The organism is Butyrivibrio sp. X503, assembly GCF_003625475.1.
GTDB lineage: Bacteria > Bacillota > Clostridia > Lachnospirales > Lachnospiraceae > Butyrivibrio.
The window spans coordinates 73,942-100,448 of the sequence record NZ_RAIQ01000002.1; the positions used below are offsets into that span (position 1 = coordinate 73,942).

Genomic DNA, 26,507 nt, shown 5'->3' on the forward strand with positions numbered 1-26,507 from the left:
TTTGTCGGGGAATATATTCTTTGGACATCCTTAATATTAACGCATTTAATTTAATAAAAGACGCATATAACGCTATGCCTGCATTTACGGACGCTGACGGTAATTTCGTCAGCGGTATTTACGGTGCTCTTTTTAAGCTAAAGAGCCTAGCAAAGACCGGTGAATACAAGAAGCTTAGCATTAGTTTTGATGAAAAGATACAGCCTTCGCCCGCCGTCAAGTCACAGACTTACAGGTTAAAAGATATCCTTTCTGGCTATACCGATTCCGCTATCCTATCTGCCGAAGGCGTTGAAATAAGCGATACATTATTTGAATTTCTTGAAAAAGAGATCGCTGCCGTGTCTCCTCTAGGTAAGGCAGCTGCAGCACCTGTTTTTGAAGTAAAGATAAGTGCTACTTCGGATCTTTCAAAGGTTGAAGAGCTTTTTTCAAAAGCTAAAGCTCAGGCTTCTTTTTCTAAGGACGCAAGTGATAATTACGTAGGCTTTTATCCTGTAATAGATACAATCTCGTCAGGAAGTATCAAGAAGAAGGATATTATCGGTATTTCTTTTTGCTTTAATGACGAAGAGGCCGTATACATCCCGATTCAGGGCTTTATAACGGGGGATTATCTTGGAGGAAAGCTTTCCGAACTAAGTAAGAGCAGCAATCTTGCGACATTTGATATCAAGAGCTCATACAATCTTTTTACACCGTATGAGATAGAACAAAGAGATTACGGTTATAAGGAAGATACGGCTTATAACAATGAGCCGAGGTGTTTTGACAGCTTGATCGGAGCATATCTCAATAATCCCAATAAGAACGACTACATGATCGAAGATGTTTCCAAAGAATATCTTGGACTTAATCTTGAGAAAAGAGCAGATCTGTTCGGAAAAGAGCCGCTTATCAATGCCGATGCGACAATCCTTTCTTCTTATGCATGTAAGGCGGCTTACGTATGCAGAAAGGCTGCGTCTCTTATTCGAAAGAAGCTTGATAAGAACGGTATGGAAGCACTCTTTTATAATGTTGAGATGCCTCTTTCTTATATTCTTTTTGCTATGGAAAAAGAGGGAATCATCGCAAAGAGAGAACAGCTTAAGATATACGGAGATGAGCTCAAGGTTCGAATTGATGAGCTTGAGAAAGCTATATATAATGCGGCGGGAGTTGAATTTAATATTAACTCGCCCAAGCAACTTGGAGAGGTCCTTTTTGAAAAGCTGGGACTTCCCGCCGAGAAGAAGACCAAATCCGGATATTCTACCGCGGCGGACGTCCTTGAGAAGCTTGCCGGTGAGCACAAGATAGTATCGGATATTCTCGAATACAGAGGACTTGCTAAATTAAAGTCAACATATGCTGACGGGCTTGCCGAGTTTATAGAAGATGACAACAGGATTCACACAAGCTTTAATCAGACGATCACGGCAACCGGAAGAATCAGCTCAACAGAGCCCAATCTTCAGAATATTCCGATGAGGACAGAGCTTGGAAGACTGATAAGAAAAGTCTTTGTTCCAAAGGAAGGTTACGTGTTTGCGGATGCCGATTACTCACAGATTGAGCTTCGTATCCTTGCTCATATGTCGGGGGATGAAGGGCTTATCAAGGCTTATCACGACGGAGAGGATATACATGCAAGTACCGCATCCAAGGTATTCCATGTATCGTTTGCTGAGGTGACTTCGGATCAGAGAAGAAGCGCTAAGGCGGTTAACTTCGGTATCGTATACGGAATAAGCGCCTACGGTCTTTCAAGAGATCTTTCCATATCGCCTAAGGAAGCCAAGGAGTACATGGATAAATACTTTGAGGCTTATCCGAGAGTTAAGGAATATCAGGAGAGAGTCGTCAAAGAAGCCAAGGAGAACGGCGGAAGTACCACTCTTTTTGGAAGAAAAAGACCCATTCCGGAACTTAGAGCAAGTAATTTTAATATCAAGCAGTTTGGCGAGAGAGTTGCAATGAATGCTCCCATACAGGGAACTGCCGCTGATATTATGAAGATAGCAATGATAAATGTCTTTTTCAGACTTAAGAAGGATAATCTGAAGTCGAGACTTATCCTGCAGATACACGATGAACTTGTCATCGAGACTGCACAAGATGAGATAGATATTGTAAAAGAATTACTTACTAAAGAGATGGAGAGTGCTGTGACATTGGTCGTTCCCATGGAAGCAACCTGTCACACCGGAAATGACTGGTATGAAGCAAAATAAACTGCAAAAAGGAAAGACCAACATCATAGGAATAACGGGCGGTATCGGAGCCGGAAAGACTACGGTTCTTGAATACATTAAGAAAAACTATAATTGCAGAGTTGTGTATTCGGACGATGTTGCCAATGAGATCAAGATGAAGGGTTATCCCGCTTATGATGAGCTGGTACATCTCTTGGGAAAAGAAATCCTAGGAGAAGACGGCGAGATAGACAGGGCCAAGATGGCCAAGGCTATTTTCGGAGATGAAAAAAAGCTTCAGGCGGTCAACAATATTTTGCATCCAGCAGTTAATACGTATATTATTAATATTATAGATGAAGAAAGGCTTAGAAATAGGCTGGACTTTGTTTTTGTGGAGGCAGCTCTTTTAATAGAAAACGGCTATGAAGATATAGTCGATGAGCTGTGGTATGTATATGCTTCCGAAGACGTCAGAAGACAGAGGCTTAAGGATTCACGCGGATACTCGGATGAGAAGGTCACGGATATCTTTAAAAAGCAGCTTTCCGACGATGATTTCAGAGAGCATTGCGATTTTGTTTTGGACAACAGTGGGGATCTTGATACTGTTGCAGATATTATCGGAAAGAAACTATTGGATTGGAGAAGATGATGGCAAGTTTAGAGCAATCGGATCAGAAGGTGGTATTTGGACTTGATATCGGGACAAGGAGCGTTGTAGGTACTGTCGGATATATGAATGAAGGACAGTTCAATGTTATTGCTCAGAGCGTCGAAAAACACCAGACAAGAGCTATGCTTGACGGACAGATTCATGATATCGGAAAAGTCGGCGCCACCATCAGGGTAGTAAAAGAAAATCTTGAACAGCAGACAGACATTCATCTTACCGATGTTTGTATAGCTGCCGCAGGTCGTGTTCTCAGGACGGTCAGGACAACGTATGAGTACGAGTATCCCGAGTCTCATGAGATTACAGACGAAGATATATATAATCTTAATTCCGCAGCCGTTGAACAGGCTTACGCGGAATTCTTAAAGAGCAATACATCCAACCTCAAGTTTTATCTGGTTGGTTATTCCGTAATGCATTATTACTTGGACGGATATCAGATAGCCAATCTTGAGGGACATAACGCCGGCAAGGTTAGCGTAGAGCTGATCGCAACCTTCCTTCCGGATGATTGCGTAGACGGCCTTTACAAGGCTTGTGAGAGAGCGGAGCTTAACGTTGCCAATCTTACACTCGAGCCTATCGCAGCTATGATGGTTGCGATTCCGGACAGATTCAGAATGCTCAATCTTGCACTTATTGATGTCGGTGCGGGTACATCCGATATCTGCGTGACCGATGACGGATCTATCACTGCTTACGGTATGCTTCCTATAGCAGGTGATGATATTACCGAGATAATCGCGCATCACTGCCTTGTTGATTTTAACCAGGCAGATGAGATAAAGATCGCGGCAAGTCACAACGACAGAGTTGAATATATTGATATCATGGGGCTTCGTAAGACGATCACAGCCAAAGAGATAGCTCGTATCATCAAGCCTCAGGTAGATATGATGGCACAGAAAGCCGTAGAAGAAATAAAGAAGCTTAACGGTGATAAAGCTGTCAGCGCTGTATTCGTAGTCGGCGGTGGCGGATGCGTGCCGGGTTATACCAAGGCAATCGCAAAAGAGATGGATATTCCCGAAGAGCGTGTAGCTCTTAGAGGTGAGGAAGTAATGAAGAACATTACTTTCCTTAATAATGACGGAATCGAGAGAGATTCTCTTCTTGTTACGCCTCTGGGTATCTGCATAAGCTATTATGAGGAAGCCAATAACTTTATCTTTGTTTCCTTTAACGGTATACAGACCAAGATATATGACAACGGCAAGCTTCAGATCGTGGATGCCGCTATGCAGGCTGCATTTCCGAATGAAGATCTTTTCCCCAAGAGAGGAGAAGAACTCAGATATACAGTCAATGGCAAAGAGAGAGCATCGAGAGGTGAACCCGGTGAACCTGCAGTCATCTCACTTAACGGTAAGCCTGCAGATATTCACACCAAGATCCATGCCAACGACATAATCGAGGTTGTTCCTTCAACTGCAGGAGCTCCCGGAGAAGCCGTTATTGAGAGTATCCCTGAGTTTAAGACCAAGTTTAATGTCAATGTAAACGGCAAGAATGTCGAGGCGTCGAGATTTGCGACAGTTAACGGTGAGCCTCAGACCGCGCTTTACAGCATTAATCCCGGCGATGAAGTCAAGGTGCTTGATTATAATACAGCCGAGCAGATAGCTGCTCTTATGGACATCGAGATCAATGAAGATACCGTGATCATCGTTAACAACGAGCGCGGTGACAAAGATACACCTGTCTATGAGAACTTCAAGATTGAGTTCAAGGCACAGGAAGAAGCTATCATGGATTATTACAGAGATTTCCCGAGTGCTGACGAGGTTGCGATCTCACAGGCCAATCAGGAGTCTTATGCAAACTCCGATGACGTCAAGATAATCGAGGGGAAGGATGGACAGCTTTCGTTTGATGACCTTCCGGACGATGACGGCGAATACAAGAAAAAAGAGCAGGAGACAGTTAAGAACATCCTTGCTCATGACCTTCATATATTTGTAAATAACGACGCCGTGACACTTCACGGAAAGGCTGATTATATCTTTGTAGATATCTTTGATGCCATAGATTTTGATCTTTCCAAGCCCAACGGAAGGAGCATTGTGACTACGCTTAACGGTGCGACCCCTGATTATATGCAGGCCATTCATGAGGGTGACAAGATAGAAGTATATTGGAAGTAAGAGGTTTTTATTCATATGCGTTTTACCAGTATTGCCAGCGGCAGTAGCGGCAATTGTACCTACATAGGCTCCGACAACACACATATTTTGATAGATGCCGGAACCAGTAAAAAGAGAATAGAAGAAGGTCTGAAGGGACTCGATCTTTCTTTTGACGATCTCGATGCGATATTTGTGACACATGAGCATGTGGATCACATAGCGGCACTTCATACTATTCTTAAAAAGCATGACATTCCGATATACGGGACCTCAGGAACGATAGACGGTATCATTAAGAGCGATAAAAAGGGCGAGATGGTCAATGCCTCTTTTAACAGGCTCCTTACCGATACATGCGTATGCGTCGGGGATATGACGATCAATCCGATGAGAATATCGCATGACGCCGCAGAGCCCTGCGGATACAGAGTGTATATAGGCGATAAGAAAATAGGCGTTGCGACGGATCTTGGCTGCTACGATGATTATACTGTCAGTTGCTTATCGGGCTGCGACGCGTTATTATTAGAAGCAAATCATGATATAAGGATGCTCCAGACAGGACCATATCCTTATATGCTGAAGACCAGAATAATGGGTGACAGAGGGCATTTATCCAATGAAAAGAGCGGAGAGCTTCTCTGTAAGCTCCTTAATGACAAGATAAAAGGAGTGTTCCTTGGACATCTGTCCAAAGAGAATAATCTGCCTGAGCTTGCGTATGAGACGGTAAGACTTGAAGTTGACATGGGTGACAACCCGTACAGATCGACGGATTTTCCCATTATGGTTGCTAAGAGAGCAGAGCTATCGCCTGTTATCGAGATATAATTTTTAATTTGGAGGAGACATGAAAAAGACTATCATTACAGTTGTAGGCAAGGATACAGTCGGAATTATCGCAAAGGTTTGTACCTATCTTGCAGATTCGAGCATCAATATTCTTGATATTTCACAGACCATCGTAGGCGGATATTTTAATATGATGATGATCGTTGATATGGCAGGCACTACCAAGGACTTTAACAGCGTTGCCGATGACCTTGAAGAGCTTGGCAAAAATATCGGCGTTGTAATTAAATGCCAGAAGGAAGAAATCTTTGATTCCATGCACAGAATCTAATTGGTTTTTGGGAGAAAATAATAATGATCAATACTAAAGAGGTCCTTGAGACCAATGAAATGATAGAGAAGGAGAATCTTGACGTTAGAACTATTACGCTCGGCATCAGCCTTCTCGACTGCATCAGCTCGGATCTTGAGCAGCTTAAAAAGAATATCTACAACAAGATCTACGATTCGGCCAAAGATCTGGTTAAGACCGGAGACCAGATTTCAAGAGAATTCGGTATTCCCATTGTAAATAAAAGAATATCCGTAACACCCATAGCTCTTGTCGGCGGCGCTGCCTGCAAGACAAAGGAGGATTTCGCGGAAATCGCCAAGACACTTGATGAGGTTGCCAAGAAAGTTGGCGTTAACTTTATCGGTGGTTATTCGGCACTTGTAAGTAAGGGCATGACAAGCGCAGACAGACTTCTTATCGAGTCGATCCCGCTTGCGCTTTCTACAACCGATGTTGTTTGTTCTTCTATTAATGTAGGCTCTACAAAGACCGGTATCAACATGGACGCCGTAAGACTTATGGGATCCATCGTTAAAGCTACCGCAGAGGCTACCAAGGAAAGTGATTCACTTGGCTGTGCCAAGCTTGTTATATTCTGTAACGCTCCCGATGATAACCCGTTTATGGCAGGTGCATTCCACGGCGTGACAGAGGCTGATAAGATCATAAATGTCGGTGTCAGCGGACCCGGCGTTGTTAAGACCGCACTTGAAAAAGTAAGGGGAGAGAATTTTGAAATTCTCTGCGAGACGATAAAGAAGACTGCGTTCAAGGTAACAAGAGTCGGACAGCTTGTTGCCAAAGAGGCTTCAGCCAGACTCGGCGTTCCTTTCGGAATTATCGATCTTTCACTCGCGCCCACACCCGCTATCGGTGACAGCGTAGCCGATATCCTTCATGAGATTGGTGTTGAGCATGCCGGTGCACCCGGTACAACTGCAGCACTTGCGCTTCTTAACGATCAGGTTAAAAAAGGCGGTGTAATGGCATCTTCTTATGTAGGCGGACTTTCAGGTGCATTTATTCCTGTATCCGAGGATCAGGGAATGATCAACGCTGTTGAGGCAGGATGCCTTACACTTGAAAAGCTTGAAGCCATGACCTGTGTGTGCTCTGTAGGACTTGATATGATAGCGGTTCCCGGAGATACTAAGGATACAACAATTGCAGGTATAATTGCGGATGAGATGGCTATTGGTATGATTAACCAAAAGACTACGGCTGTAAGACTTATTCCCGTTATCGGCAAGACGGTGGGAGATACTGTTGAGTTCGGCGGACTCCTTGGTTATGCGCCTATTATGCCTGTTAACAAATTCTCCTGCGATGAGTTTGTAAACAGAGGCGGAAGAATCCCCGCACCTGTTCACAGTTTCAAGAATTAAAATTAATTTAATTTAGGGTATTTACAAATATCAGCATATATCATACAATACAAGTGTACTAGTAAACATAGTACACTTTTTTTGTTACATATTGTTCATTTTTATTAATGAGTGGGAGCGCTATGAAAATTATTGATTACCAAGATAGCAGACCAATCTATGAACAAATAGCCGAGAGTTTCAAGATGCAGATCCTTAAAGGAATTCTGCAAGCCGATGACCAGATGCCGTCGGTGAGGAGCCTGGCTATGGAATTGTCAACCAATCCCAATACGGTACAGAAAGCCTATACAGAGCTTGAGCGTGAAGGCTTTATCTACACCGTCAAGGGAAGGGGTAATTTTGTTAAAGGAGATGCTCTTCTTAAGGACAACAAGAAGGTAGAGCTCATCCAGGAGATTGCAGGTCTGTTCAAAGAAGCAGAGGAGATAGGTATAACTTTTGATGAGATTATTTCTGACGTTAAGATGTACCTTTCCGGAATGATCAAAGGAGGAGAAGCGACATGATCGAATTGATTGATCTTGAAAAATCTTTTGATGACATCAAGGCCGTTAACCGAGTTTCGCTTAATGTAAAGGATGGAGAGGTCTTTGGATTGGTCGGAACCAACGGTGCAGGAAAGAGTACTATTTTAAGGACTATCGCAGGAGTTATCAAACCGGATCTGGGTGTTGTACTTGTTGATAACAGACCTGTTTATGACAATCCCGATGTCAAGAAAGATGTTTTTTATATCTCAGATGAACAATACTTCCTTCCAAACAGTACACCCGAAGAGATGGCTGAGTATTATGAAGGAATTTACGAAAACTTTGATAAACTTAGATTTTTGAAAATGTGTCAGGGATTTGGACTTGATGCAAAAAGGAAGATAAGTACTTTTTCAAAAGGAATGAAAAAGCAGGTTTCAATTCTTCTGGGGGTTTGCTCAGGTACCAAATATCTTTTGTGTGATGAGACCTTTGACGGACTTGATCCTGTTGTAAGACAGGGAGTTAAGAGTCTTTTTGCAGCTGAGATGGCTGACAGAGGTATGACACCTATTATTGCTTCTCATAATTTGAGAGAGCTTGAGGATATATGTGATCACGTGGGACTTCTTCATTTGGGCGGTGTGATCCTTTCGGAGGACATCGCGGACATGAAGGTTGGCATGCAGAAGGTTCAGTGTGTATTTGAGTCGGAAGCTGATGAGAACAACGCACTCGAGGGACTTGATGTGCTTGTCCATGATAAACGTGGACGACTTCACACGATCACAATCAGAGGAGAGAGAGAAGACATTGAGAATGCCTTTAAGAGAGGCAATCCTGTTTTCTTTGAAGTATTGGCACTTACGTTGGAAGAGATCTTTATTAGCGAGACGGAGGTAGTTGGATATGACATCCGGAAATTTATCCTTGGGTGATAGGATCAGAAACAGAAAAAAATACATAAACAGCACTCTATGGACCTCACTTATCGCTCTGCCGCTTATGGCAATATATTATATCTTCGGCTTGATCATGACGATCACGAGGACATTCAATTACGCCGAAGTATCGGGACAGAGTATGAATAAGTTCTATAACTCCAAACTCGATGCTGTTATTGTTGTTATGGGATTTAAGCAGATCGGATGGCTGCTTGCCATGTTTATTGCCATCATGTTTGCTTATCAGGGTTTTTCTTATCTCTTTTCTCAGAGTAAGCTGGATTTTTATCTCAGTCAGCCTACTACCAGATATCAGAGAATAAGGAAAAATTTCGCCAATGCAATAGGTACGTTTACTTTAATGTATGTTGCGGTCGAGATTATAGCTCTTATTGTTGCGGCATGCTTCGGAGCGGTTAACGGACCGGTTCTTTTAAATGTATTGGTTGAGACGATCAGAACGATAATTACATTTTCCGTAGTTTACTCGGTTACAGTTTTGGCTATGTTCCTTAGCGGAAACATGCCGACAGCAATACTGCTTACCGGCTTCTTTGCATTTATTCCCGCAATTATCAGCTGGGTGTTGTTAGAACTGAAAGATATGTTTTTTGCAACCTATGTGGATCGAGGAGAGTTGAATGTATACCTTTCACCTTTGGCTGACAGAGTGTACAATTTCATTTCCGCAAGAGAGTATCTCGAGGGGCTTAACTACAATCAAAACTATAATGCCGTATTTGATTTCATTAAGACCAATTGGATGCATGAACTCGATACCATTATAGTCGGTATTGTCGCATTTATTCTTGTATTTACGGTAAGCAAGGCAAGAAGAGTTGAACATGCGGGAAAGAGTATTATTTTCAGACCGTTCAGATGGATTGTAAAGATTTCAATATGCGTGATTTCAGGTATTCTCGCCATATTGTTTATGCATACAATTTATTTTTCCAAGCAGAATATCAGAACACACATACTTATCTGCATAATCATGGTGATAACTGCCGTGATAGTAGGCTGTGTTATAGAGGTGCTTTTTGATAACAATAATATCAAGAGCTTTAATAAAGGAATAGCTCAGACACTTATGGCTGTAGCAATCCTGTTCCTGATATTTATGATCCATAAGGGCGATCTGTGCGGATATGACAGCTACATTCCTAATCCGGATTCCGTTGAGAGCTGTGCATTTATTGACGGACCGTGCACCTATTCATATTACACACATTCCGATAATTATTTTGAGGATTATGCTGAAGATAATATGTACATCACCGATGTTGATTCATTTATCGAGATCGCCAAGGTCGGAATGGCATCAATGAAACAGAATAGTGCGATCATGAAAGAGTCGGGAATTTATCAAAACACCGGATGGAACAAAACTATTTTATACAGATTAAAAAACGGAAAGAAGATATACAGAAATATACTTATTCCGTATGATGTGGATCCTGCACTCATGGACAAGATTATTTCAAGCGATGAGTATAAAACGGGTGAGTTTGAATGCTTTGGAGATGATGTTTTAAGGAACCTTAATAATAAAGACAATGTTCAGACCGTTGATTATTCCAACGGATTTGAAGCTGTTTCCACAACGACCATCAGTTATGGTGAATTAAGCGATGCCTATCGAAAGGATGTGCTTGAAAACTACAGCTACAGTCTTTGCACAAACGAGCTTCCTATAGGACAGATCAATTTTACATCTTCCGGTTCGGGTGATTATATAAATGCACAGCTTGATGTATATCCCGAATATAAGAATACGATCGCACTTTTGGAAAAAAACAATGCCATGCTTCCCGATAAAGTTGATGCTTCTAAGGTTGATTCGATAACAGTATATAATTTTTACTCAGGACTTGATTTTGAAAACATGACGGATGACGAGAAAATATCCGTTACCAATCCTAAGCAGGTTATGGTCAAATATACCGATAAGAAGCAGATCCAGGAAATACTGGATGCAATGGTAAATTATTCATTCCCGGGAGAATGGTTCAGTCGCAAATACTATACAACTCCACAGTATTCAATTGATATCAACAGTGGAAAAACTATGTACGGCGGCTATGGAAATGGTTTTTACAGCTTTAAACACGGTGAAGTACCGGATTTTGTAGTCAAGGACACCAATCAGTGAAGTTACTAAATTTATTTAAGAAACAGAATACAGAAAAAAGAAATAATACAAAAAGAAATCTTTTCAAAAAGAAAAAACACACGGCGAATGAGAGGAAAAGCCTGATATCCTGGCTTTTTCTTCTCCCCTCGCTACTTGGAGTATTTGTGTTTTTTGTAGCTCCGTTCTGCGTGGTTATTTACTATTCATTTATTAATAACCCGATTCAAAATATTTTTGTTGGTTTTAGTAATTATATAAATGTATGGAACAACGATGCGTTCAGACTTGCAGGAATTAACACAATTAAGTTTTCTTTTACGGCCGTGCCATTGGCGGTTATATTATCGCTGTTTTTGGCGGCGGTCATGGAATCAAGAATTCCTTTTAAGAGTTATTTCAGATCCTTTTTCTTAAGCCCTCTCATGGTACCGACGGCTTCGATAGTACTTATATGGCAGGTAATGTTCCATTATAACGGTATTATCAATAAATTCCTGATGGTATTCGGACAGAGTAAGATAGACTGGTTTAAGTCGGATCAGGCACGTATAGTTATTGTACTTCTTTTTCTTTGGAAGAATCTCGGATATAACATGATTCTTTTTATGTCTGCACTTGCAAGCATTCCAAAGGACCTTCTGGAAGTAGCAGCGCTGGAGAATGCCAATAAGTTGCAGATATTCTGGTACATCAAGATCAGATATATGTCTTCAACAATTCTCTTTGTTACCATAATGTCGCTTATCAATTCCTTCAAGGTCTTCAGAGAAGTATATTTGATGACGGGTGATTATCCATATGCTTCGCTGTATATTTTGCAGCATTTTATGAACAATACATTTGCATCGCTCGATTATCAGAAGTTGTCTGCGGCGGCGATCATTATGTTTATTGTTGTAAGTATCCTTGTCTATTTCATGTATAAGGTAGAGGACAGATTCGGCAAGGATGTAGAAGGTTAGAGTTATGGAAAACGTCATTCAAAAGAATTATTTTAAAAAACTGCATAAGAAAAAAGAATTGACGGATAAAACAAAGACCGTACTGGTCACGATCGCTGCAATTGTTTTTGCTTTTATATTTTTGACACCTATCATTCTTACGGTTTCAAATTCGTTTATGGCTCCGTCGGAGATCAATTCCAATTACGGAAGTATTTTTGAAACGACAGAAAAAGGCGGAAAGACATTTATCTCGAAAGAGGTGAATCTTAAGTTTATTCCGGATATGGTTACTTTTTCTCAGTACTATATAGTGCTCTTTAAGAGCCCGGAGTATCTGCTTAAGTTTTGGAATTCGGTAATTTACACAGTACCGATAGTTGTTGTTCAGCTGATAATAGCGACACTTGCTTCATACGGATTTTCGAGGTTCGACAACAAAATTAAATCGGCACTGTTTTTCGGATATATCATATTGATGCTTATGCCTTATCAGGTAACACTTGTTCCGAACTTTTTGGTTTCCAAGTGGCTCGGAACTTATGATACGATGTGGTCCATTTTGCTTCCGGGATTCTTTTCCCCGTTTGCGGTATTTCTTTTGACCAAGTTCATGAAAAGAATACCGAAGGAAGTGATTGAGGCTGCGGCGATAGACGGAGCGGGTGAATGGGATGTTTTTTCCAAAGTTTGCACACCGCTTTGTAAGGGAGGAATAGCATCAATTGCGATACTTTTGTTCTTTGATTATTGGAACATGGTAGAGCAACCGCTGATCTTGTTACCCAATGCGGATAAACATCCGTTGTCGGTGTTCTTATCCAAGATCAACGCAGGCGAGATCAGTCTTGCCTTTGCTGTAGCTGTTATATATCTGGTTCCTCCGTTACTTATTTTCTTGTACGGAGAGGACTATTTGGTTGAGGGAATATCATACCAAGGAGGAATTAAGGGATGAACGAAGTTATCGAGAGGAAGAGCAATGAAAAATCATCCAAAAAGGATATTGTTAAGAACGTTGCCATTGCATTTTTGGCAATCATGCTTGTTCTTACATTCTTTTCCAATACAATCATGAATTATTCGCTTCCGCAGGTCGCTACTCAGCAGATCTCGAGCGGACCGGTATCACCGCAGATTCGAGGAAACGGTGATGTCAGCGCAGAAGATCCTTATAACATTACGGTAAAAGAGACCAGAAAGATCTCGGGTGTTGCCGTAAAAGAGGGTGATCACGTTGAGGAAGGCGATGTTATCTATTATCTGGAGGATAAGGAATCTGAAGAGCTTTCTAAGGAAAAGGAAGCTTTAGACGCAGCTGAACTTGAATATGAAACTGCGCTTTTCTCAGGAAAAGTACCGGATGATGTAATTACAAAAATCAGAGGTGGTAAAGTTACAAGTTACGATCAGTTTCAGGCTGAACTAAAAGAGGCTACTGATAATTATGAAGCTGCACTAGATGCTGATAATGAAGCTAAAGCAGTAGTTCTGTATTTAACGCAGAAGCAAGCCTATGATGGTGCGGGGAATGCATATAATGCTGCAACTCCAAGTTATGAACTTGCAGAGGCAGATGCAGATAAGGCAGGAATAGATCCATCTGATAAAGATCGATTAGAGGATATAAACAATAAGATTAATGAGCTTACAAAGAATCAAAAGCAGCTTGAAACATATGGCGGTCAGGTTAATTCAAGTTATGAGCAGAAGCTAGCATTGGCTCAGAATGAACAGAATAAGACTGCGAGAGCGTTAGAAGATGCTAAGAAGGTTAAGGATGAACTTCTTGAAAGTATTGGTACTGAAATCAGTTTAAGTTCTATGCAAAATAAGATTGCACAACATAAAGAGAAGATTGAAAAGCTTGAGGCTGATTCGGTAGGCGCATCGGTTAAGTCACCGGTTGCCGGTACTGTTTCTTCACTAGCCAAGGCTTCAGGTGAATCAACATCAGCCGATGAAACTATCGCTGTTATTCAGGTTGATGGAAAAGATATGACGACAAGCTTTTCCGTACCCAATAACCAGGCGCAGAAGCTTAAGGTAGGAGATCCCGCACAGCCTCAGAATGTATGGCAGTTCGGAGAAGACTTCAAGGCAACACTTACATCTATAAAGAATGATAAGACAGATCCCGCAGGGAAGAAGGTTCTTACTTTCAAGATCGAGAGTAGTGAAGTTCAGCCCGGTCAGAGCTTGGCACTTACTATCGGAGAAAGATCCAAGGACTATGACATGATCGTTCCCAAGAGTGCGATCAAGTCTGATTCCAACGGTAAGTTTGTACTTACTGTTACTAGTAAATCAAGTCCTTTGGGCAACAGATATATTGCTACAAGAGTCGACGTTAACGTAGAAGCAGAAGATGACAAGAATGCTGCTATAACAGGTTCACTTGAAGGAAGCGAGTACGTTATCACAACATCAACCAAACCGGTTAAAGCAGGAGAACAGATAAGACTGGCAGACGAGTAAGAGTAATGAAAACCGATAAGATTTTAGCGTTTATAAACAAAATAAAGGAAAGGGCTTTAAAGTCCAAGAAGATCATCCTTCTTATTGTCTTTTTGCTCCTTGTGGATCTTGTCCTGGGACTTGTCTCAAGGTATCTGATAGGGCTGCTTCCCGAGCAAAACGAGGCGCAGAGATGGTCTGAGGAAAACAGAATGGCTCAGGTTTCTGTCTTTTTTACGGAGGATCAGCTGATCGATGAAGATTTTATCAAAAAGCTGGAGTTTTCATTCGGACAAAAGCTTATTCTTGACGGAATCGTAAGCGAAGAAGATGCGGCAAACGGTAAGACCGCTACGCCCCAGATCATCGAGACAATCGACGTCAGTAAAAAAGATGAAGAATCGAACGATCAGCCGGCGAAAGAGGAAAATCGCATGTTTGCGAGCTGTTATTCCGCGCAGGGTGTTACTTCGATGTCTTTTGACGGAAAGACTGCGGAAAACGTTGCTACGATAGGAGTTGGCGGAGATTTTTTTCTCTTTCACCCTCTTGAATTGGTAAACGGTCAGTTCTTCGGTCCGAACGATCTTATGAAGGACAGCGTTGTAATAGACGAGGATCTTGCCTGGCAGCTCTTTGGATCCAATGATGTTGCGGGTCAGATGATCACGATCAAAGATGTACCGCATTATGTCACGGGAGTTGTCAAAAGACAAGAGGGCAAGATGAGAGAGGCTTCGGGACTTACCGATACGGTTGCTTACATCTCATATGACAGTCTGTGCAAGTACGGAACCATTTTAAGCGGAAGAACTAAGAATGTTCAGCTGTCAGAGGACGGTAAGAGCGCAAATGTGGGCGGTATCAATTGCTATGAGATAGTATCTCCGAATCCCGTTGACGGAATCGTAAAAAAAGACATTACAGAGAGCACGGGGCTTGATGAAAAGTATATTTCCGTCGTTGACAATACGGATAGATTTAAGTTTTTTTCACTTGTAAATGTGATCGCCTCATTGATCACAAGAAGCATGTGGAGTAAAGCGATCTTTTATCCATACTGGGAAAATACAGCCAGAGGATATGAAGATATATTGGCTCTGATATTACTTATTAGAATGATATGCAGAGCCGTGATCATATTGATAGTCGTAGTCAGCATTGTAAATATGTACAGAAACAAGACATGGACTGTATCGGGCGTAGCCAGCTATCTGTCTGATAAAAAATATGATCTGCAAGTTAAGCTTAAGGAAAAGAAGGAAAGAAAAAAACTGAAGGGAAGAAAAGAGGATTAAATTATGAAAATGAAGGGGATTTTAAAAAAAGGTCTCGTTATTGCATTGATTACGTCGATGACCATGTCAGCTTTTACAGGCTGCGGTAAAAAGAAAAAAGAGGACAGCATTCTTAATGAGGCTGTAAAGGGCTCAAAGGATTATGTCTATAAAGTCGAGGATATCGACCTCGGAGATGCTAAGATAAGCGGATATCCTGCCGGACTTGAGGTTGCCGGCGACAAAGTATATCTTGCACTTACAGGTAATGACAGTAACGGCAAGATTTATAAATTTAATTTAGACGGAAGCAATGTAGAAAGTTTTGATATCCCTATGAACGCAGGGGAGAACTATTATAATTTTGAATTCCTTCCGGACGGAAGCAGCTACGCTGTTTTGTCTGTTTCATCGGAGGATGAGGAGCCCCAGACGCTTGAGGGCGGTGAATCGGCACCTGCTGAGGGTGCATCTGCATCAAGTGAAGAGGCAACAGCCGGAGATTCCAAGGAAGAAGCTAAAGATGCAAAAGATGCGTCTAAAGAAGAAGCTACAGCTGATTCTTCCAAGGATGATGCTAAGAAGGATTCGGATGATGCTTCCAAAGATGCTTCAAAGGATGAGTCTAAGAAGGCTACAGAAGCGGCATCAGACGATGCTTCCAAGGAGACTTCAGACGATGCTTCCGCAGAAGGTTCTTCAGTAGAAGAAGGCGAGGAGCATGAAGAGGGAATGGGCTTCTATGAAGGCGGAGATGCTCAGGAATTCTTAGTGAAATTTGATAACCAGGGAAATATCGTAAATAAGTTAGATCTTTCCGACAAATCAGGAGATAACGGATATTTCAACATCAGATCTATTATCGGATTAAGTGACGGTAAGCTTCTTGTTTCATCAACTGCAGGTATTGAGACATATACCGATGAAGAGGGCTTTAAGCCTCTTTTAGAGGTTAAGGCTTCAGACAATCCTTATATGGATACATATTCGCTTACTAAGGGAGCAAATGATCAGATTTATGCTCAGAGTTATGGCGAAAACGGTATGGTTGTTCAGAAGTTTAATCCCGAAAACGGAGAGCTTTCGGAGCCATGTGCCGGCTTTAACGAGGAAAACGGATATTCAATGACTCTTTTCGGCGGAAACGGATATGACATATATGTAGCAACAGAGAATGCTTTCTGCGGTTATGATGCAAGCAAGGATGAGCTTGTTAAGTTGATGGATTACATCGACTCCGATATAGAAACGGATTACACTATTTATTCTGCTGTTGCGATAAGCGAAAATGAATTTATGGCGATCATTCCGGGCTTTGAAAATGATTACAGACCGGTTAAGCTTACCAAGATTCCCGCCGATCAGGTTAAGGATAAAAAGATAATCACACTTGGCGGAGTATATCTTGATTACGATGTAAAAGTAAAAGAAGCGGTAGTTAAGTTTAATCAGGATAATGAAGAGTACAAGATCAAGATTGTGGATTATTCCAAATTTAATTCCGAAGAGGATTATGAAGCCGGCGGTAAGCAGTTTGATATGGATATAGTATCCGGAAATGTGCCTGACATTATTTCCTTATCTACGGATCAACCTATTGATAAATACCGTAATAAAGGTGTTTTTATGGATATAAAGCCTCTTTTTGATAAAGATGAGGACCTTAAGAATATTGAGATTCATCCTAATATTCTAAAGGCGATGAGTACCGGAGATAAGATGTATACTGTAATCCCCGGATTCATGGTGGGCTCTATGTTAACAAGAGCAAGATTCGCACAGGGTAAGAACACTCTTTCTTACAAGGACTGCGAAGATCTTATGAAAGAGAATAATGTTACTTATGATACTGCATTCGGCTTTGCAAATAAGGAGAGTGTAATGGCGCAGGGCATTATCTATGCCGGGGATAAGTACATAGATACCGCTGCCAAGACATGCTCGTTTGATTCGGAAGGATTTATTAATCTTCTGAAATTTGCCAACAATTTTCCTGAGAAACTTGATTATGATAAATATCAGGAATATGAAGGCTATTTTGCTACCAATCAGGCATTGTTTGAATTTACGAGTTTAAGTGGTTTTAATGATTACGGTAGATGCAAACAGGCTACTTTTGCAGATGATATTGCTTTTGTAGGTATTCCCAATGATGAAGGCGCTAATGAATCTGTTATTTTCCCTTACGGAGAATATGCGATCAGTGCGCAGACTAAGTATCCGGAAGTTGCCTGGGATTTCATAAAGACATTCTGGTCTGACGATTATCAGAAGAATATGACTTTCAGCTTCCCTGTAACCAAGTCCGGATTTGATGATGCCAAGGCAAAGGCCATGGAAAGACCATATATGATGGTTGACGGCAAAAAAGAGTATTACGATGATTCTTATTATGTTGACGGAAAAGAAATTCCCATTAAGCCGCTTACACAGGAAGAAGTTGATGAGGTATCGGAGTTTGTTCTTTCAATAGATAAGTGCTATAACTACAACAATGATATTCATAACATCATAATGGAAGAAGCCGGTGCATATTTCAGCGGTCAGAAGAGTGCTGAAGAAGTTGCCAAGATCATCCAGAGTAGGATATCTATTTTCATAAACGAGAACGGCTGATAAACTATGCACTTGTCATGGGGGACGCCCCATGACAAGTGTTACTTATAAACAACGCTTTAAAAGGAAAAGAGGTGAATATATGGGATTTAAGAGGATCTTTAAAAGAGGTCTAAGCTTTGCTATGGCCTTTTCTATGGCAGCATCCGTTCTGGTCGGCTGCGGCAATTCCAAGAAAAAAGAAGAAAGCATACTACAAACACAAGGAACGGTTTCCAAGGAAAACGTTTACAAAACAGAAAAGCTGAGTCTTGACGGTGTTAATTTTGAAGGCGCACAGGTAAAAGCTCTTAACGCTATCGGTGATAAGATTTATCTCGCGGCTTTTTATGAAGACGAAAAGACGCAGATTCTTTCATTTAATCCGGATGGAAGCGGGCTTGAAACCGTGGATATTCCCGTCAAAAAAGGTGAAGAATTTGAAAGTATAAGCTTTTTACCCGATGGAGGCTTCTATGCATACAAAACCGTAAGAAAGGGCGACGAAGCATCAGGTGCAGCCGATGCTTCCGGTGAAGCCGCATCCGAAGATGCCTCAACTTCCGATGCATCAACAGATTCAGCATCAACTGAGGGATCTTCCGATGAGCTGATTTCAATCTCCGATATGATTGATCTTAAAAATCTCGACATGTATATCGAGCAGTATGACAACAAGGGTACTCTTGTAGAGAGCTACGATTGTGCAAGCAATACTTTGGAGATACCTGACTTTAATATTTTCAATATTGTTGTTACTGATGACGGAAATGTTTTTGTATCTTCAAGCGGCGGAATCCTTGGATTTTCTTTTGATACAGGCCTTAAGACTGTTATAGATACATTAAAATCAGACAGCGGATACTGCGGATGCTATTTTAGGCTTTGCAAAGGAACTGACGGAAAAATATTTGCCTATGATTATGCTTCCAACACTAATGTTTATGTTCTTGATACAAGCAAAGGTGAGCTTTCCGAGCCGATAGAATCTTTGTCCAAGCTCAATGAATTCGGCACAGCATTTTTTGCCGGTTCTGGCTATGAGCTTTATGTATCTACAAATGATGCTATATACGGATATGACGAGAATACAAATGAGACTACAAAGCTTGTCGATAATCTTGATTCAGGTCTTGAAGTTGACAGCGGAATAAATACTATCGCAGGAATCGGCGACAAGGACATGATCGCGGCTATTCCGGGATTTGATAAGATATATGAGCTTGTAAAGATTACCAAGGTACCCGAAGATCAGGTCAAAGAAAAGAAGATAATTACGCTCGGTGGTATCGCTATTGACTGGAGAGTAAGAGATGAGGCCATAAAGTTCAACAGAGAAAACGATGAATATCAGATTAAGCTTATTGATTATTCAAACGGTGCCAACACTATTGACGGATCGTCCGAAGAAGCGGTTCAGAAATTCGATATGGATCTGGTAGCCGGAAATGTTCCCGATATTATGGTGTTTTTCAGCGATCAGCCTTATGCAAAATATCAGAACAAAGGTCTTTTCTATGATTACAAGCCTTTATTTGAAAAAGATGAAGATATGAAGAATGTCAAACTTCTTCCCAATCTCCAGGATGCAATGACTACCGATGACGGTAAGATGTATACGCTTATAACCGAGTTTGAAATTGGTACACTTTTGACTAATCAAAAATATGTTGGAGATAAGCAGAGCTTAGGCTATAAGGACTGCGATGATATTGTTTCATCCATGGGCGCTAAGTACGATATGGCTTTCGGAGCCATGGATCAAAGCATGGCACTTGAGTACGGAATCGAGTATTCGGGTGATAAGTTTATCGACCTTACGAATAAGAAATGCTCTTTTGATTCCGATGAATTTAAACAGCTCCTTGAGTATGCGGGAAAATTCCCTGCTGAAATAGATTACGAAAAGTTTGGTGAAGATACATATGCATTCTACGGTTCGGGAGAATCACTGTTTATGTATGACAGATTCTATGGATATGGGGATTATCAGATCATGAAACAGGCTGTCTTCGGCAATGATATTTCATTTATAGGTAATCCAAACGAAGCCGGAACAAATGACTCCGTTATCATTCCCTGCTGGAGATATGCTATCAGCGCCAAGAGTAATTATCCTGAAGCTGCTTGGGATTTTATCAAGAGATTCTGGGAAGAAGACTTTATCAACAGAAGAGAATTTGAATATGGATTTTCCGTAACGGAATACGGTCTTAACAGAGCTGCTGAGAATATTGCGAACAACCCGTATCGCACCAAGCTTGGAGGAAAGAAAGAGTACTATGTGGATTCCTATCCGATTAACGGTAGTGACATCGAGCTTAAACCGCTTAATAAAGATGAGATCGATTACGTCACAGATTTTGTTCTTTCAGTAGATAAGGTCGATGACAGTAATTCTGAGATACTGAATATTATATCTGAAGAAGCTTCCGCATACTTTAGCGGTCAAAAGAGCGCCGATGAAGTTGCCAAGATCATTCAGAACAGAGTATCTATTTATGTAAATGAGAGTAATTGATCTATGGATCAATAACTGATATAAATGCTTATTTTAAAAGAGAGAGGAAACGAATATGAAGGGGATATTTAAAAGAGGGCTTAGCCTTATTTTTACGACGACTATGATCATGTCGGTTCTTACCGGCTGCGGAAAAGGAAAAGCCGACGGCGATGCTTCCAAAGGTAATGCTCCTAAGGATGAGAATATCTTGCAGGAAGCAAGTGTGCAGAAAAAGGATTATGTTTATAAAAGTGAGGAACTTCAGATAGAAGGGGTTGATATTGGTTCTAACTTTGTTTCGGATCTGAAGCCTGTCGGAGACGGATTGTGTTTCTATGAATCTGTAACGGATGGTCCTGAAAAGATTGTCTCTATTACCAAAGAGGGTAAGTATGTCGGTGAATATGAGCTTCCTGCAGAGAACTATGATTTTTATAAACATATAAACTATCTTTCGGACGGAGGATGTATTGCTTGCCTGTATAAAAAAGAGCAGGAATCATCCGATCCCAAGATATCAATTGTTCACGTTGATCCGTCAGGGAATATAATAGAGAGTCATGAGCTGACCGATGATGAAAGTTCGATATTTTTAGATATAGCTGTTCTTTCAGACGGCAGGATGTTTACCGTATCGGTTGACGGCCTTTATTCTTTTTCCTTTGAAGAAGGGTTTAAGAAAATAATCGAAGCGGGTAAAAATGGAGGTGAAAACCTTTGTTCCTCTTCTTATTTTATTAAGGGAAGCAACGATCAGATTTTTGTGTTTAGTAACGCAGAAGAGACCACTCTTCAAAAGCTTGATGTTGATAATCAGACTCTTTTGGAAAAGAGCGCGGCATATACTTCTGATTATGCATATAATTCAAATGCTTTTTTAGGAGAAGGAAAGGATTTTTACCTTTCGACGGATGAAGGATTTTTCGGTTATGACGCTCAGAAAGATGAGATAGTTAAGCTTCTTGATTATAATGACTCCGATATTGATGCTACTTATTTCATCGAGGCGGCTTATGCGATAAGTCCTGATGAATTTATTGCTATTTACAATGGAAGTTCGGGAGAAACCAAAGTCGAAAGATTTACCAAAGTTCCTGCGGATCAGGTTAAAGACAGGAAGGTGCTTACCCTTGCGTCTACCGCATGCGATAATTCATTAAATATTGCGGTTACCGAGTTTAATAAAACACATGACGATTACAAGATAAATCTTGTTGAGTATTGTAAGATGACGGATGATGATTGGATCGAAGGAATGAAGAAGCTTGATATGGATATCATCTCCGACAATGTACCCGATATCATGGTCTTTGGTCAGCAGGAAATTGATAAGTACAAAAATAAAGGTCTTTTCCTTGATCTGAAACCTTATTATGACAGAGATAAGGTTAAGGATAATATAGAGCTTATACCGAATGTCGAGAATGCTCTTACAAAAGACGGCAAGATGTATAATATGATAACGGATTTTACTGTCTTAACGATGATCGCCAAGACTAAGTTTACCGGCGGTAAAGATGTTTTATCCATAAAAGATTATGAGAAGATCATTGAAGATAATAATACGCCTTATGAGCTTGCGTTCGGATTACAGACTAATATGGACGTGCTTGGCAATGGAATAGTAAATGCAGCCGATAAGTATATTGATACTAAGAATAAAAAGTGTAACTTCGATTCCGAGAGCTTTATTGAACTGCTTGAGTTTGCAAACAAGTTCCCGAGTGAAATAAATTACAACAAGTATAGCGGTGATGTCGAGAGTTATTACAGATCGGACCAGGCGCTTTTCAGTAATTATGGATTAAGCGGATTTTGTTATTTCCGCGGCATTAAGCAGGCAGTTTTTGGCGATGAGGTATCGTTCATAGGCTTCCCTAATGATGAAGGGGTTAACCAATCTATCATATACCCGTCATCAAATATTGCGATCAGTTCAAGAACTGAGAATGCCGATGCGGCATGGGAATTCGTTAAGAGTCTTATGAAAAAAAATGATGAAAATGATTATATGAACTCTTTCCCTACCAATAAGAAAGCTTTTGAGGAAGCTGCCAAGAAGTCTATGGAAGAGCCCATTGATGAATATACAGGAGAAAAAGAGACTTGGAAGATTGATGATGTCACAACCGAGCTTAAGCCTTTTACACAGCAAGAGGTTGATGAGATCAAAAACTTCATTTTATCGATAAATAATATATATGAGGCTAGAGGCCAGGAGATGAGTGAGATTATTGTTGAAGAAGCATCGGCTTATTTTGCCGGTCAAAAGAGCGCCGAAGAAGTTGCCAAGATCATTCAGAGCAGAATGACAATCCTGGTAAGTGAAAATAGTTAAAAATTTCATGGCTAAAGGGCTGAATTGTATCTACAACTCTTTCATTTACGGTTATATGTGCTATAATTTTTAATGTAACTGCAAACCTATGTATTGTTAAATGGGAGATGGAAAGGTATGAAAGACAAAATAAGCAACGTGGCAGGTAAAGGAAAAGGATTGGCAGCTGAATTCAGAGAGTTTATCATGCGCGGCAATGTTCTGGATATGGCAGTCGGTGTTATCATCGGTGGCGCTTTCCAGAAAATCATTTCATCACTGGTTGACGACATAATTATGCCTTTTATCAGTATTCTTACAGGTGGAATCGACTTTAACAACATGTTCTTTACACTCGACGGCGGCACTTACAACACACTCGAAGCTGCAAAGGAAGCCGGCGCGGTAACTGTTAATTACGGAACATTTATCACCGTAGTTATTGATTTCTTGCTGATGGCATTTGTTATCTTCCTTCTTGTTAAGTGCATGAACAATGTAACCAACAAGTTTAAGAAGGAACAGGAAGAAGCTCCTGCAACAACAAAGATATGCCCTCGCTGCAAATCAGAAATTGCAATCGACGCTACAAGATGTCCTCATTGTACATCTGAGCTTACAGAGTAAATATGAACTTTACGAAAAGGCAGCATGAATGTGCTGCCTTTTCTTTATCGGCAGACTCGGAAGGATAAAGTAAATGGCTAAAGTTATCATGGTTCAAGGCACCATGTCGGGTGCGGGAAAAAGCTTATTGGTGGCAGGACTTCTTCGAATTTTTAAGAAGGACGGTTATTCATGTGCGCCTTTTAAGTCTCAGAATATGGCACTTAATTCCTTTATAACAAAGGAAGGGCTTGAGATGGGAAGAGCGCAGGTAATGCAGGCTGAGTGCGCCGGCATTGAGCCTTTGGTCTGCATGAATCCTATACTCCTTAAACCTACATCGGATGTGGGCTCTCAGGTTATTGTTAACGGCGAAGTCGTCGGAAACATGACTGCCAGGGAATACTTTGCCTATAAGAAAAAACTTTTGCCGGACATAAAAAAGGCATTTAAAACACTTGCAAAAAAGGCTGATATCATCGTGATCGAAGGCGCGGGCAGTCCCGCCGAGATAAACCTGAAAGACAATGATATCGTTAATATGGGAATGGCAGAGCTTGTTGATGCGCCCGTTTTGTTAGTCGGAGACATAGACAGGGGAGGCGTGTTTGCGCAGCTCTACGGCACGACCATGCTTCTTGAGGAAAAAGAAAAGGAGCGTATAAAGGGCTTTATTATAAATAAATTCAGGGGTGATCCGACGCTCCTTGATTCCGGTATCGATATGATAACCGAAAAGACAGGCATCAGAACAGCAGGTGTTGTTCCCTATATGAGCATTAAGGTTGATGATGAAGACTCACTTACCGAGAAGTTTGAAAATAAAAAATTCGGATCATCGGGAAGCGTTGATATTGATGTTATCAGATATCCCAGGATTTCCAATTTTACAGATCTTGGAGCATTTGATATGCAGGAAGGGGTAAATGTCAGATACGTAGACAGCGTTTATGATCTTGAAGATCCTGATATGATAATCCTTCCCGGAAGTAAGAATACGATAATGGACATGAAGTGGCTTCGTGAGAGCGGACTTGAAGCAAAGATCAAGCGCTTTGCTCTTGATAAGCCCGTGTTTGGTATCTGCGGCGGTTTCCAGATGCTCGGTAAAAAGATAAGAGACGCAGCAAATGTTGAGTCTACAGTAAATGAGATCACAGGTCTCGGGCTGCTTGATATAGAAACAGAGATAGGTGACGACAAGATAAGAAAGCAGGTTTCGGGAACAATCTCTTTTCCCAAGGGATGCTTTGAAGGAATCAAGGATAAAGAGTACAGGGGCTACGAGATCCACATGGGAATCACTGTCGGTGACAGTGATAATGTATACGGCGAAAGAGCGGCCGGAGATGATTGCGGCGATGTTATATTAAGCGACGGCTGCAATGTCTACGGAAGCTATGTGCACGGCCTTTTTGACGAGGGTGGTATCGCAACTGCGATCACTGCATACTTTGGCAAGAACGCCGTTTCGGGACTTTCTTATGCGGAATTTAAGGAAAAACAGTATGATATTCTTGAAAGTACTTTGAGAGTGCATCTTGATATGGATTATATTTATTCCTGCTTGTCAAAAGCGAAGGTGTGAGTTTATGATGATAGGGACATAAGTCGGAGAGTGATACATGACTTTTGTCCCTTATATTTTATTATTGGAGATTATATGAGTAATAACAAGAAAGCTCTTATTGCGATGAGCGGAGGTGTTGACAGTTCCGTTGCTGCCTACGAGATAGCAAAAAGAGGATACGAGTGCATGGGCTGTACCATGCGCCTTTATGAAAACGACATAGTGGGAATGGATCTTCTCGGAACATGCTGCAGCATCAATGATACCAATGATGCGAGAGCGGTCTGTGATAAGATCGGCATTCCTTATAATATATATCACTATGAAGCTGAGTTTAGAGAAAAGGTTATAGAGCCTTTTATTCACAGCTATGAAGTCGGTGAGACGCCCAATCCATGCATCAGATGCAACAGATATCTTAAGTTCGACAGCCTTTACAACAAGGGAAGAGAGCTAGGCTATGATTATATTGTGACAGGTCACTACGCAAGGATAGAAGAGCGTAACGGTCATTTTTATTTGTTAAAAGCCAGGGATTTAAATAAAGACCAGAGCTATGTTCTTTATGATCTGACAGAAGACCAGCTTTCGCATACTCTTTTTCCTCTTGGAGAATATACCAAGGATGAGGTTCGTAAGATCGCGGATGAGAATGCATTCGTTACTTCTCATAAGAGCGAGAGTCAGGATATCTGCTTTGTTCCCGACGGCGATTATGCAGGGATGATAAAGAGGTATACCGGTAAGACTTATCCAAAGGGAAAGATTGTTGATACCAAGGGCAATGTCCTTGGTGAGCATGAAGGACTTATAAACTATACGATCGGTCAGAGGAGAGGACTGGGAGTCCCCGCCGACCGAAGATTATATGTTAGTAAGATTGATGTTAAGAACAACCAAGTTGTTTTATCGGATAACGAAGAGCTCTTTGAAAAAGAACTTCTGATACGCGACTTCCACTGGATCACCGGTGAGATGCCGACTACAGAAGTTCGTTGCAGTGCCAAGATCAGATACAGACATAAAGAACAGCCGGCCACGCTTTATCCTTTGGAAGGCGGAATGGCAAAGCTTGTCTTTGATGAAGGACAAAGAGCAATTACCCCGGGCCAGTCAGCTGTTCTGTATGACGGAGATATTGTGCTTGGCGGAGGAATAATAAGCAATAAATAAACACCGCGAACAGGGTATAAGTCTGCT

General features: G+C 41.1%; 19 protein-coding genes. All 19 read left to right on the forward strand.

What is annotated here, in order from left to right:
- Positions 1–20 precede the first annotated feature (20 nt).
- The 19 genes from polA to mnmA all read left to right on the forward strand — a co-directional run bounded on the left by polA (position 21) and on the right by mnmA (position 26,480).
- A complete protein-coding gene (gene polA / locus D6853_RS03220; protein ID WP_243108282.1) occupies positions 21–2,216 on the forward strand; it encodes a DNA polymerase I in 2,196 nt (731 codons plus the stop codon).
- Entirely contained in the window at positions 2,203–2,832 is a 630-nt protein-coding gene (gene coaE / locus D6853_RS03225) for a dephospho-CoA kinase (protein WP_120656362.1), read from the forward strand. The genes polA and coaE overlap by 14 nt, the downstream gene beginning before the upstream one ends.
- Positions 2,832–4,997 carry a cell division protein FtsA gene (locus tag D6853_RS03230; RefSeq protein WP_120656363.1) on the forward strand — a complete coding sequence of 722 codons (2,166 nt, stop codon included), beginning with the start codon at positions 2,832–2,834 and terminating at the stop codon, positions 4,995–4,997. The genes coaE and D6853_RS03230 overlap by 1 nt, the downstream gene beginning before the upstream one ends.
- A gap of 15 nt (positions 4,998–5,012) precedes the next feature.
- Entirely contained in the window at positions 5,013–5,810 is a 798-nt protein-coding gene (locus D6853_RS03235; RefSeq protein ID WP_120656364.1) for an MBL fold metallo-hydrolase, read from the forward strand.
- Between the two features lie 19 nt (positions 5,811–5,829).
- A complete protein-coding gene (locus D6853_RS03240; RefSeq protein ID WP_092243467.1) occupies positions 5,830–6,102 on the forward strand; it encodes an ACT domain-containing protein in 273 nt (90 codons plus the stop codon).
- 23 nt (positions 6,103–6,125) lie between these two features.
- Positions 6,126–7,490 (forward strand): PFL family protein, encoded by a 1,365-nt coding sequence (locus tag D6853_RS03245; RefSeq protein WP_120656365.1) that lies wholly within the window; start codon positions 6,126–6,128, stop codon positions 7,488–7,490.
- A gap of 122 nt (positions 7,491–7,612) precedes the next feature.
- Entirely contained in the window at positions 7,613–7,999 is a 387-nt protein-coding gene (locus D6853_RS03250; RefSeq protein ID WP_120656366.1) for a GntR family transcriptional regulator, read from the forward strand.
- Complete coding sequence (locus tag D6853_RS03255) at positions 7,996–8,901, forward strand: ABC transporter ATP-binding protein (RefSeq protein WP_120656367.1); 906 nt, start codon at positions 7,996–7,998, stop codon at positions 8,899–8,901. Before D6853_RS03250 ends, D6853_RS03255 begins: the two co-directional genes overlap by 4 nt.
- Positions 8,873–11,059: a DUF6449 domain-containing protein gene (locus D6853_RS03260; protein WP_120656368.1), complete on the forward strand. Its 2,187-nt coding sequence runs from the start codon at positions 8,873–8,875 to the stop codon at positions 11,057–11,059. Before D6853_RS03255 ends, D6853_RS03260 begins: the two co-directional genes overlap by 29 nt.
- Before the next feature lie 146 nt (positions 11,060–11,205).
- Positions 11,206–12,003 carry a carbohydrate ABC transporter permease gene (locus tag D6853_RS03265; RefSeq protein ID WP_243108283.1) on the forward strand — a complete coding sequence of 266 codons (798 nt, stop codon included), beginning with the start codon at positions 11,206–11,208 and terminating at the stop codon, positions 12,001–12,003.
- A gap of 4 nt (positions 12,004–12,007) precedes the next feature.
- Positions 12,008–12,940: a carbohydrate ABC transporter permease gene (locus tag D6853_RS03270; protein WP_120656372.1), complete on the forward strand. Its 933-nt coding sequence runs from the start codon at positions 12,008–12,010 to the stop codon at positions 12,938–12,940.
- Positions 12,937–14,460 (forward strand): HlyD family efflux transporter periplasmic adaptor subunit, encoded by a 1,524-nt coding sequence (locus tag D6853_RS03275; protein ID WP_120656374.1) that lies wholly within the window; start codon positions 12,937–12,939, stop codon positions 14,458–14,460. Before D6853_RS03270 ends, D6853_RS03275 begins: the two co-directional genes overlap by 4 nt.
- A gap of 5 nt (positions 14,461–14,465) precedes the next feature.
- On the forward strand, positions 14,466–15,737 hold the full coding sequence (locus D6853_RS03280) for an ABC transporter permease (RefSeq protein WP_120656376.1): 1,272 nt from the start codon (positions 14,466–14,468) through the stop codon (positions 15,735–15,737).
- A gap of 3 nt (positions 15,738–15,740) precedes the next feature.
- Positions 15,741–18,332 carry an ABC transporter substrate-binding protein gene (locus D6853_RS03285; RefSeq protein ID WP_120656378.1) on the forward strand — a complete coding sequence of 864 codons (2,592 nt, stop codon included), beginning with the start codon at positions 15,741–15,743 and terminating at the stop codon, positions 18,330–18,332.
- An 82-nt stretch (positions 18,333–18,414) separates the two neighbouring features.
- Complete coding sequence (locus D6853_RS03290; RefSeq protein WP_120656380.1) at positions 18,415–20,832, forward strand: ABC transporter substrate-binding protein; 2,418 nt, start codon at positions 18,415–18,417, stop codon at positions 20,830–20,832.
- Between the two features lie 55 nt (positions 20,833–20,887).
- The gene (locus D6853_RS03295; RefSeq protein WP_120656381.1) at positions 20,888–23,152 is read left to right on the forward strand and encodes an ABC transporter substrate-binding protein; all 2,265 of its coding nucleotides are present in this window, start codon (positions 20,888–20,890) and stop codon (positions 23,150–23,152) included.
- 117 nt (positions 23,153–23,269) lie between these two features.
- On the forward strand, positions 23,270–23,758 hold the full coding sequence (mscL, locus tag D6853_RS03300) for a large conductance mechanosensitive channel protein MscL (RefSeq protein WP_120656383.1): 489 nt from the start codon (positions 23,270–23,272) through the stop codon (positions 23,756–23,758).
- Between the two features lie 73 nt (positions 23,759–23,831).
- Complete coding sequence (locus D6853_RS03305; protein ID WP_120656385.1) at positions 23,832–25,325, forward strand: cobyric acid synthase; 1,494 nt, start codon at positions 23,832–23,834, stop codon at positions 25,323–25,325.
- Between the two features lie 75 nt (positions 25,326–25,400).
- A complete protein-coding gene (mnmA, locus tag D6853_RS03310) occupies positions 25,401–26,480 on the forward strand; it encodes a tRNA 2-thiouridine(34) synthase MnmA (protein WP_120656387.1) in 1,080 nt (359 codons plus the stop codon).
- Positions 26,481–26,507 lie beyond the last annotated feature (27 nt).

Coding starts and splice junctions, on each gene's coding strand:
- coaE (WP_120656362.1), top strand. CDS start 2,203: ATGAAGCAAAATAAACTGCAAAAAGGAAAGACCAACATCATAGGAATA.
- D6853_RS03230 (WP_120656363.1), top strand. CDS start 2,832: ATGGCAAGTTTAGAGCAATCGGATCAGAAGGTGGTATTTGGACTTGAT.
- D6853_RS03235 (WP_120656364.1), top strand. CDS start 5,013: ATGCGTTTTACCAGTATTGCCAGCGGCAGTAGCGGCAATTGTACCTAC.
- D6853_RS03240 (WP_092243467.1), top strand. CDS start 5,830: ATGAAAAAGACTATCATTACAGTTGTAGGCAAGGATACAGTCGGAATT.
- D6853_RS03245 (WP_120656365.1), top strand. CDS start 6,126: ATGATCAATACTAAAGAGGTCCTTGAGACCAATGAAATGATAGAGAAG.
- D6853_RS03250 (WP_120656366.1), top strand. CDS start 7,613: ATGAAAATTATTGATTACCAAGATAGCAGACCAATCTATGAACAAATA.
- D6853_RS03255 (WP_120656367.1), top strand. CDS start 7,996: ATGATCGAATTGATTGATCTTGAAAAATCTTTTGATGACATCAAGGCC.
- D6853_RS03260 (WP_120656368.1), top strand. CDS start 8,873: ATGACATCCGGAAATTTATCCTTGGGTGATAGGATCAGAAACAGAAAA.
- D6853_RS03270 (WP_120656372.1), top strand. CDS start 12,008: ATGGAAAACGTCATTCAAAAGAATTATTTTAAAAAACTGCATAAGAAA.
- D6853_RS03275 (WP_120656374.1), top strand. CDS start 12,937: ATGAACGAAGTTATCGAGAGGAAGAGCAATGAAAAATCATCCAAAAAG.
- D6853_RS03280 (WP_120656376.1), top strand. CDS start 14,466: ATGAAAACCGATAAGATTTTAGCGTTTATAAACAAAATAAAGGAAAGG.
- D6853_RS03285 (WP_120656378.1), top strand. CDS start 15,741: ATGAAAATGAAGGGGATTTTAAAAAAAGGTCTCGTTATTGCATTGATT.
- D6853_RS03290 (WP_120656380.1), top strand. CDS start 18,415: ATGGGATTTAAGAGGATCTTTAAAAGAGGTCTAAGCTTTGCTATGGCC.
- D6853_RS03295 (WP_120656381.1), top strand. CDS start 20,888: ATGAAGGGGATATTTAAAAGAGGGCTTAGCCTTATTTTTACGACGACT.
- mscL (WP_120656383.1), top strand. CDS start 23,270: ATGAAAGACAAAATAAGCAACGTGGCAGGTAAAGGAAAAGGATTGGCA.
- D6853_RS03305 (WP_120656385.1), top strand. CDS start 23,832: ATGGCTAAAGTTATCATGGTTCAAGGCACCATGTCGGGTGCGGGAAAA.
- mnmA (WP_120656387.1), top strand. CDS start 25,401: ATGAGTAATAACAAGAAAGCTCTTATTGCGATGAGCGGAGGTGTTGAC.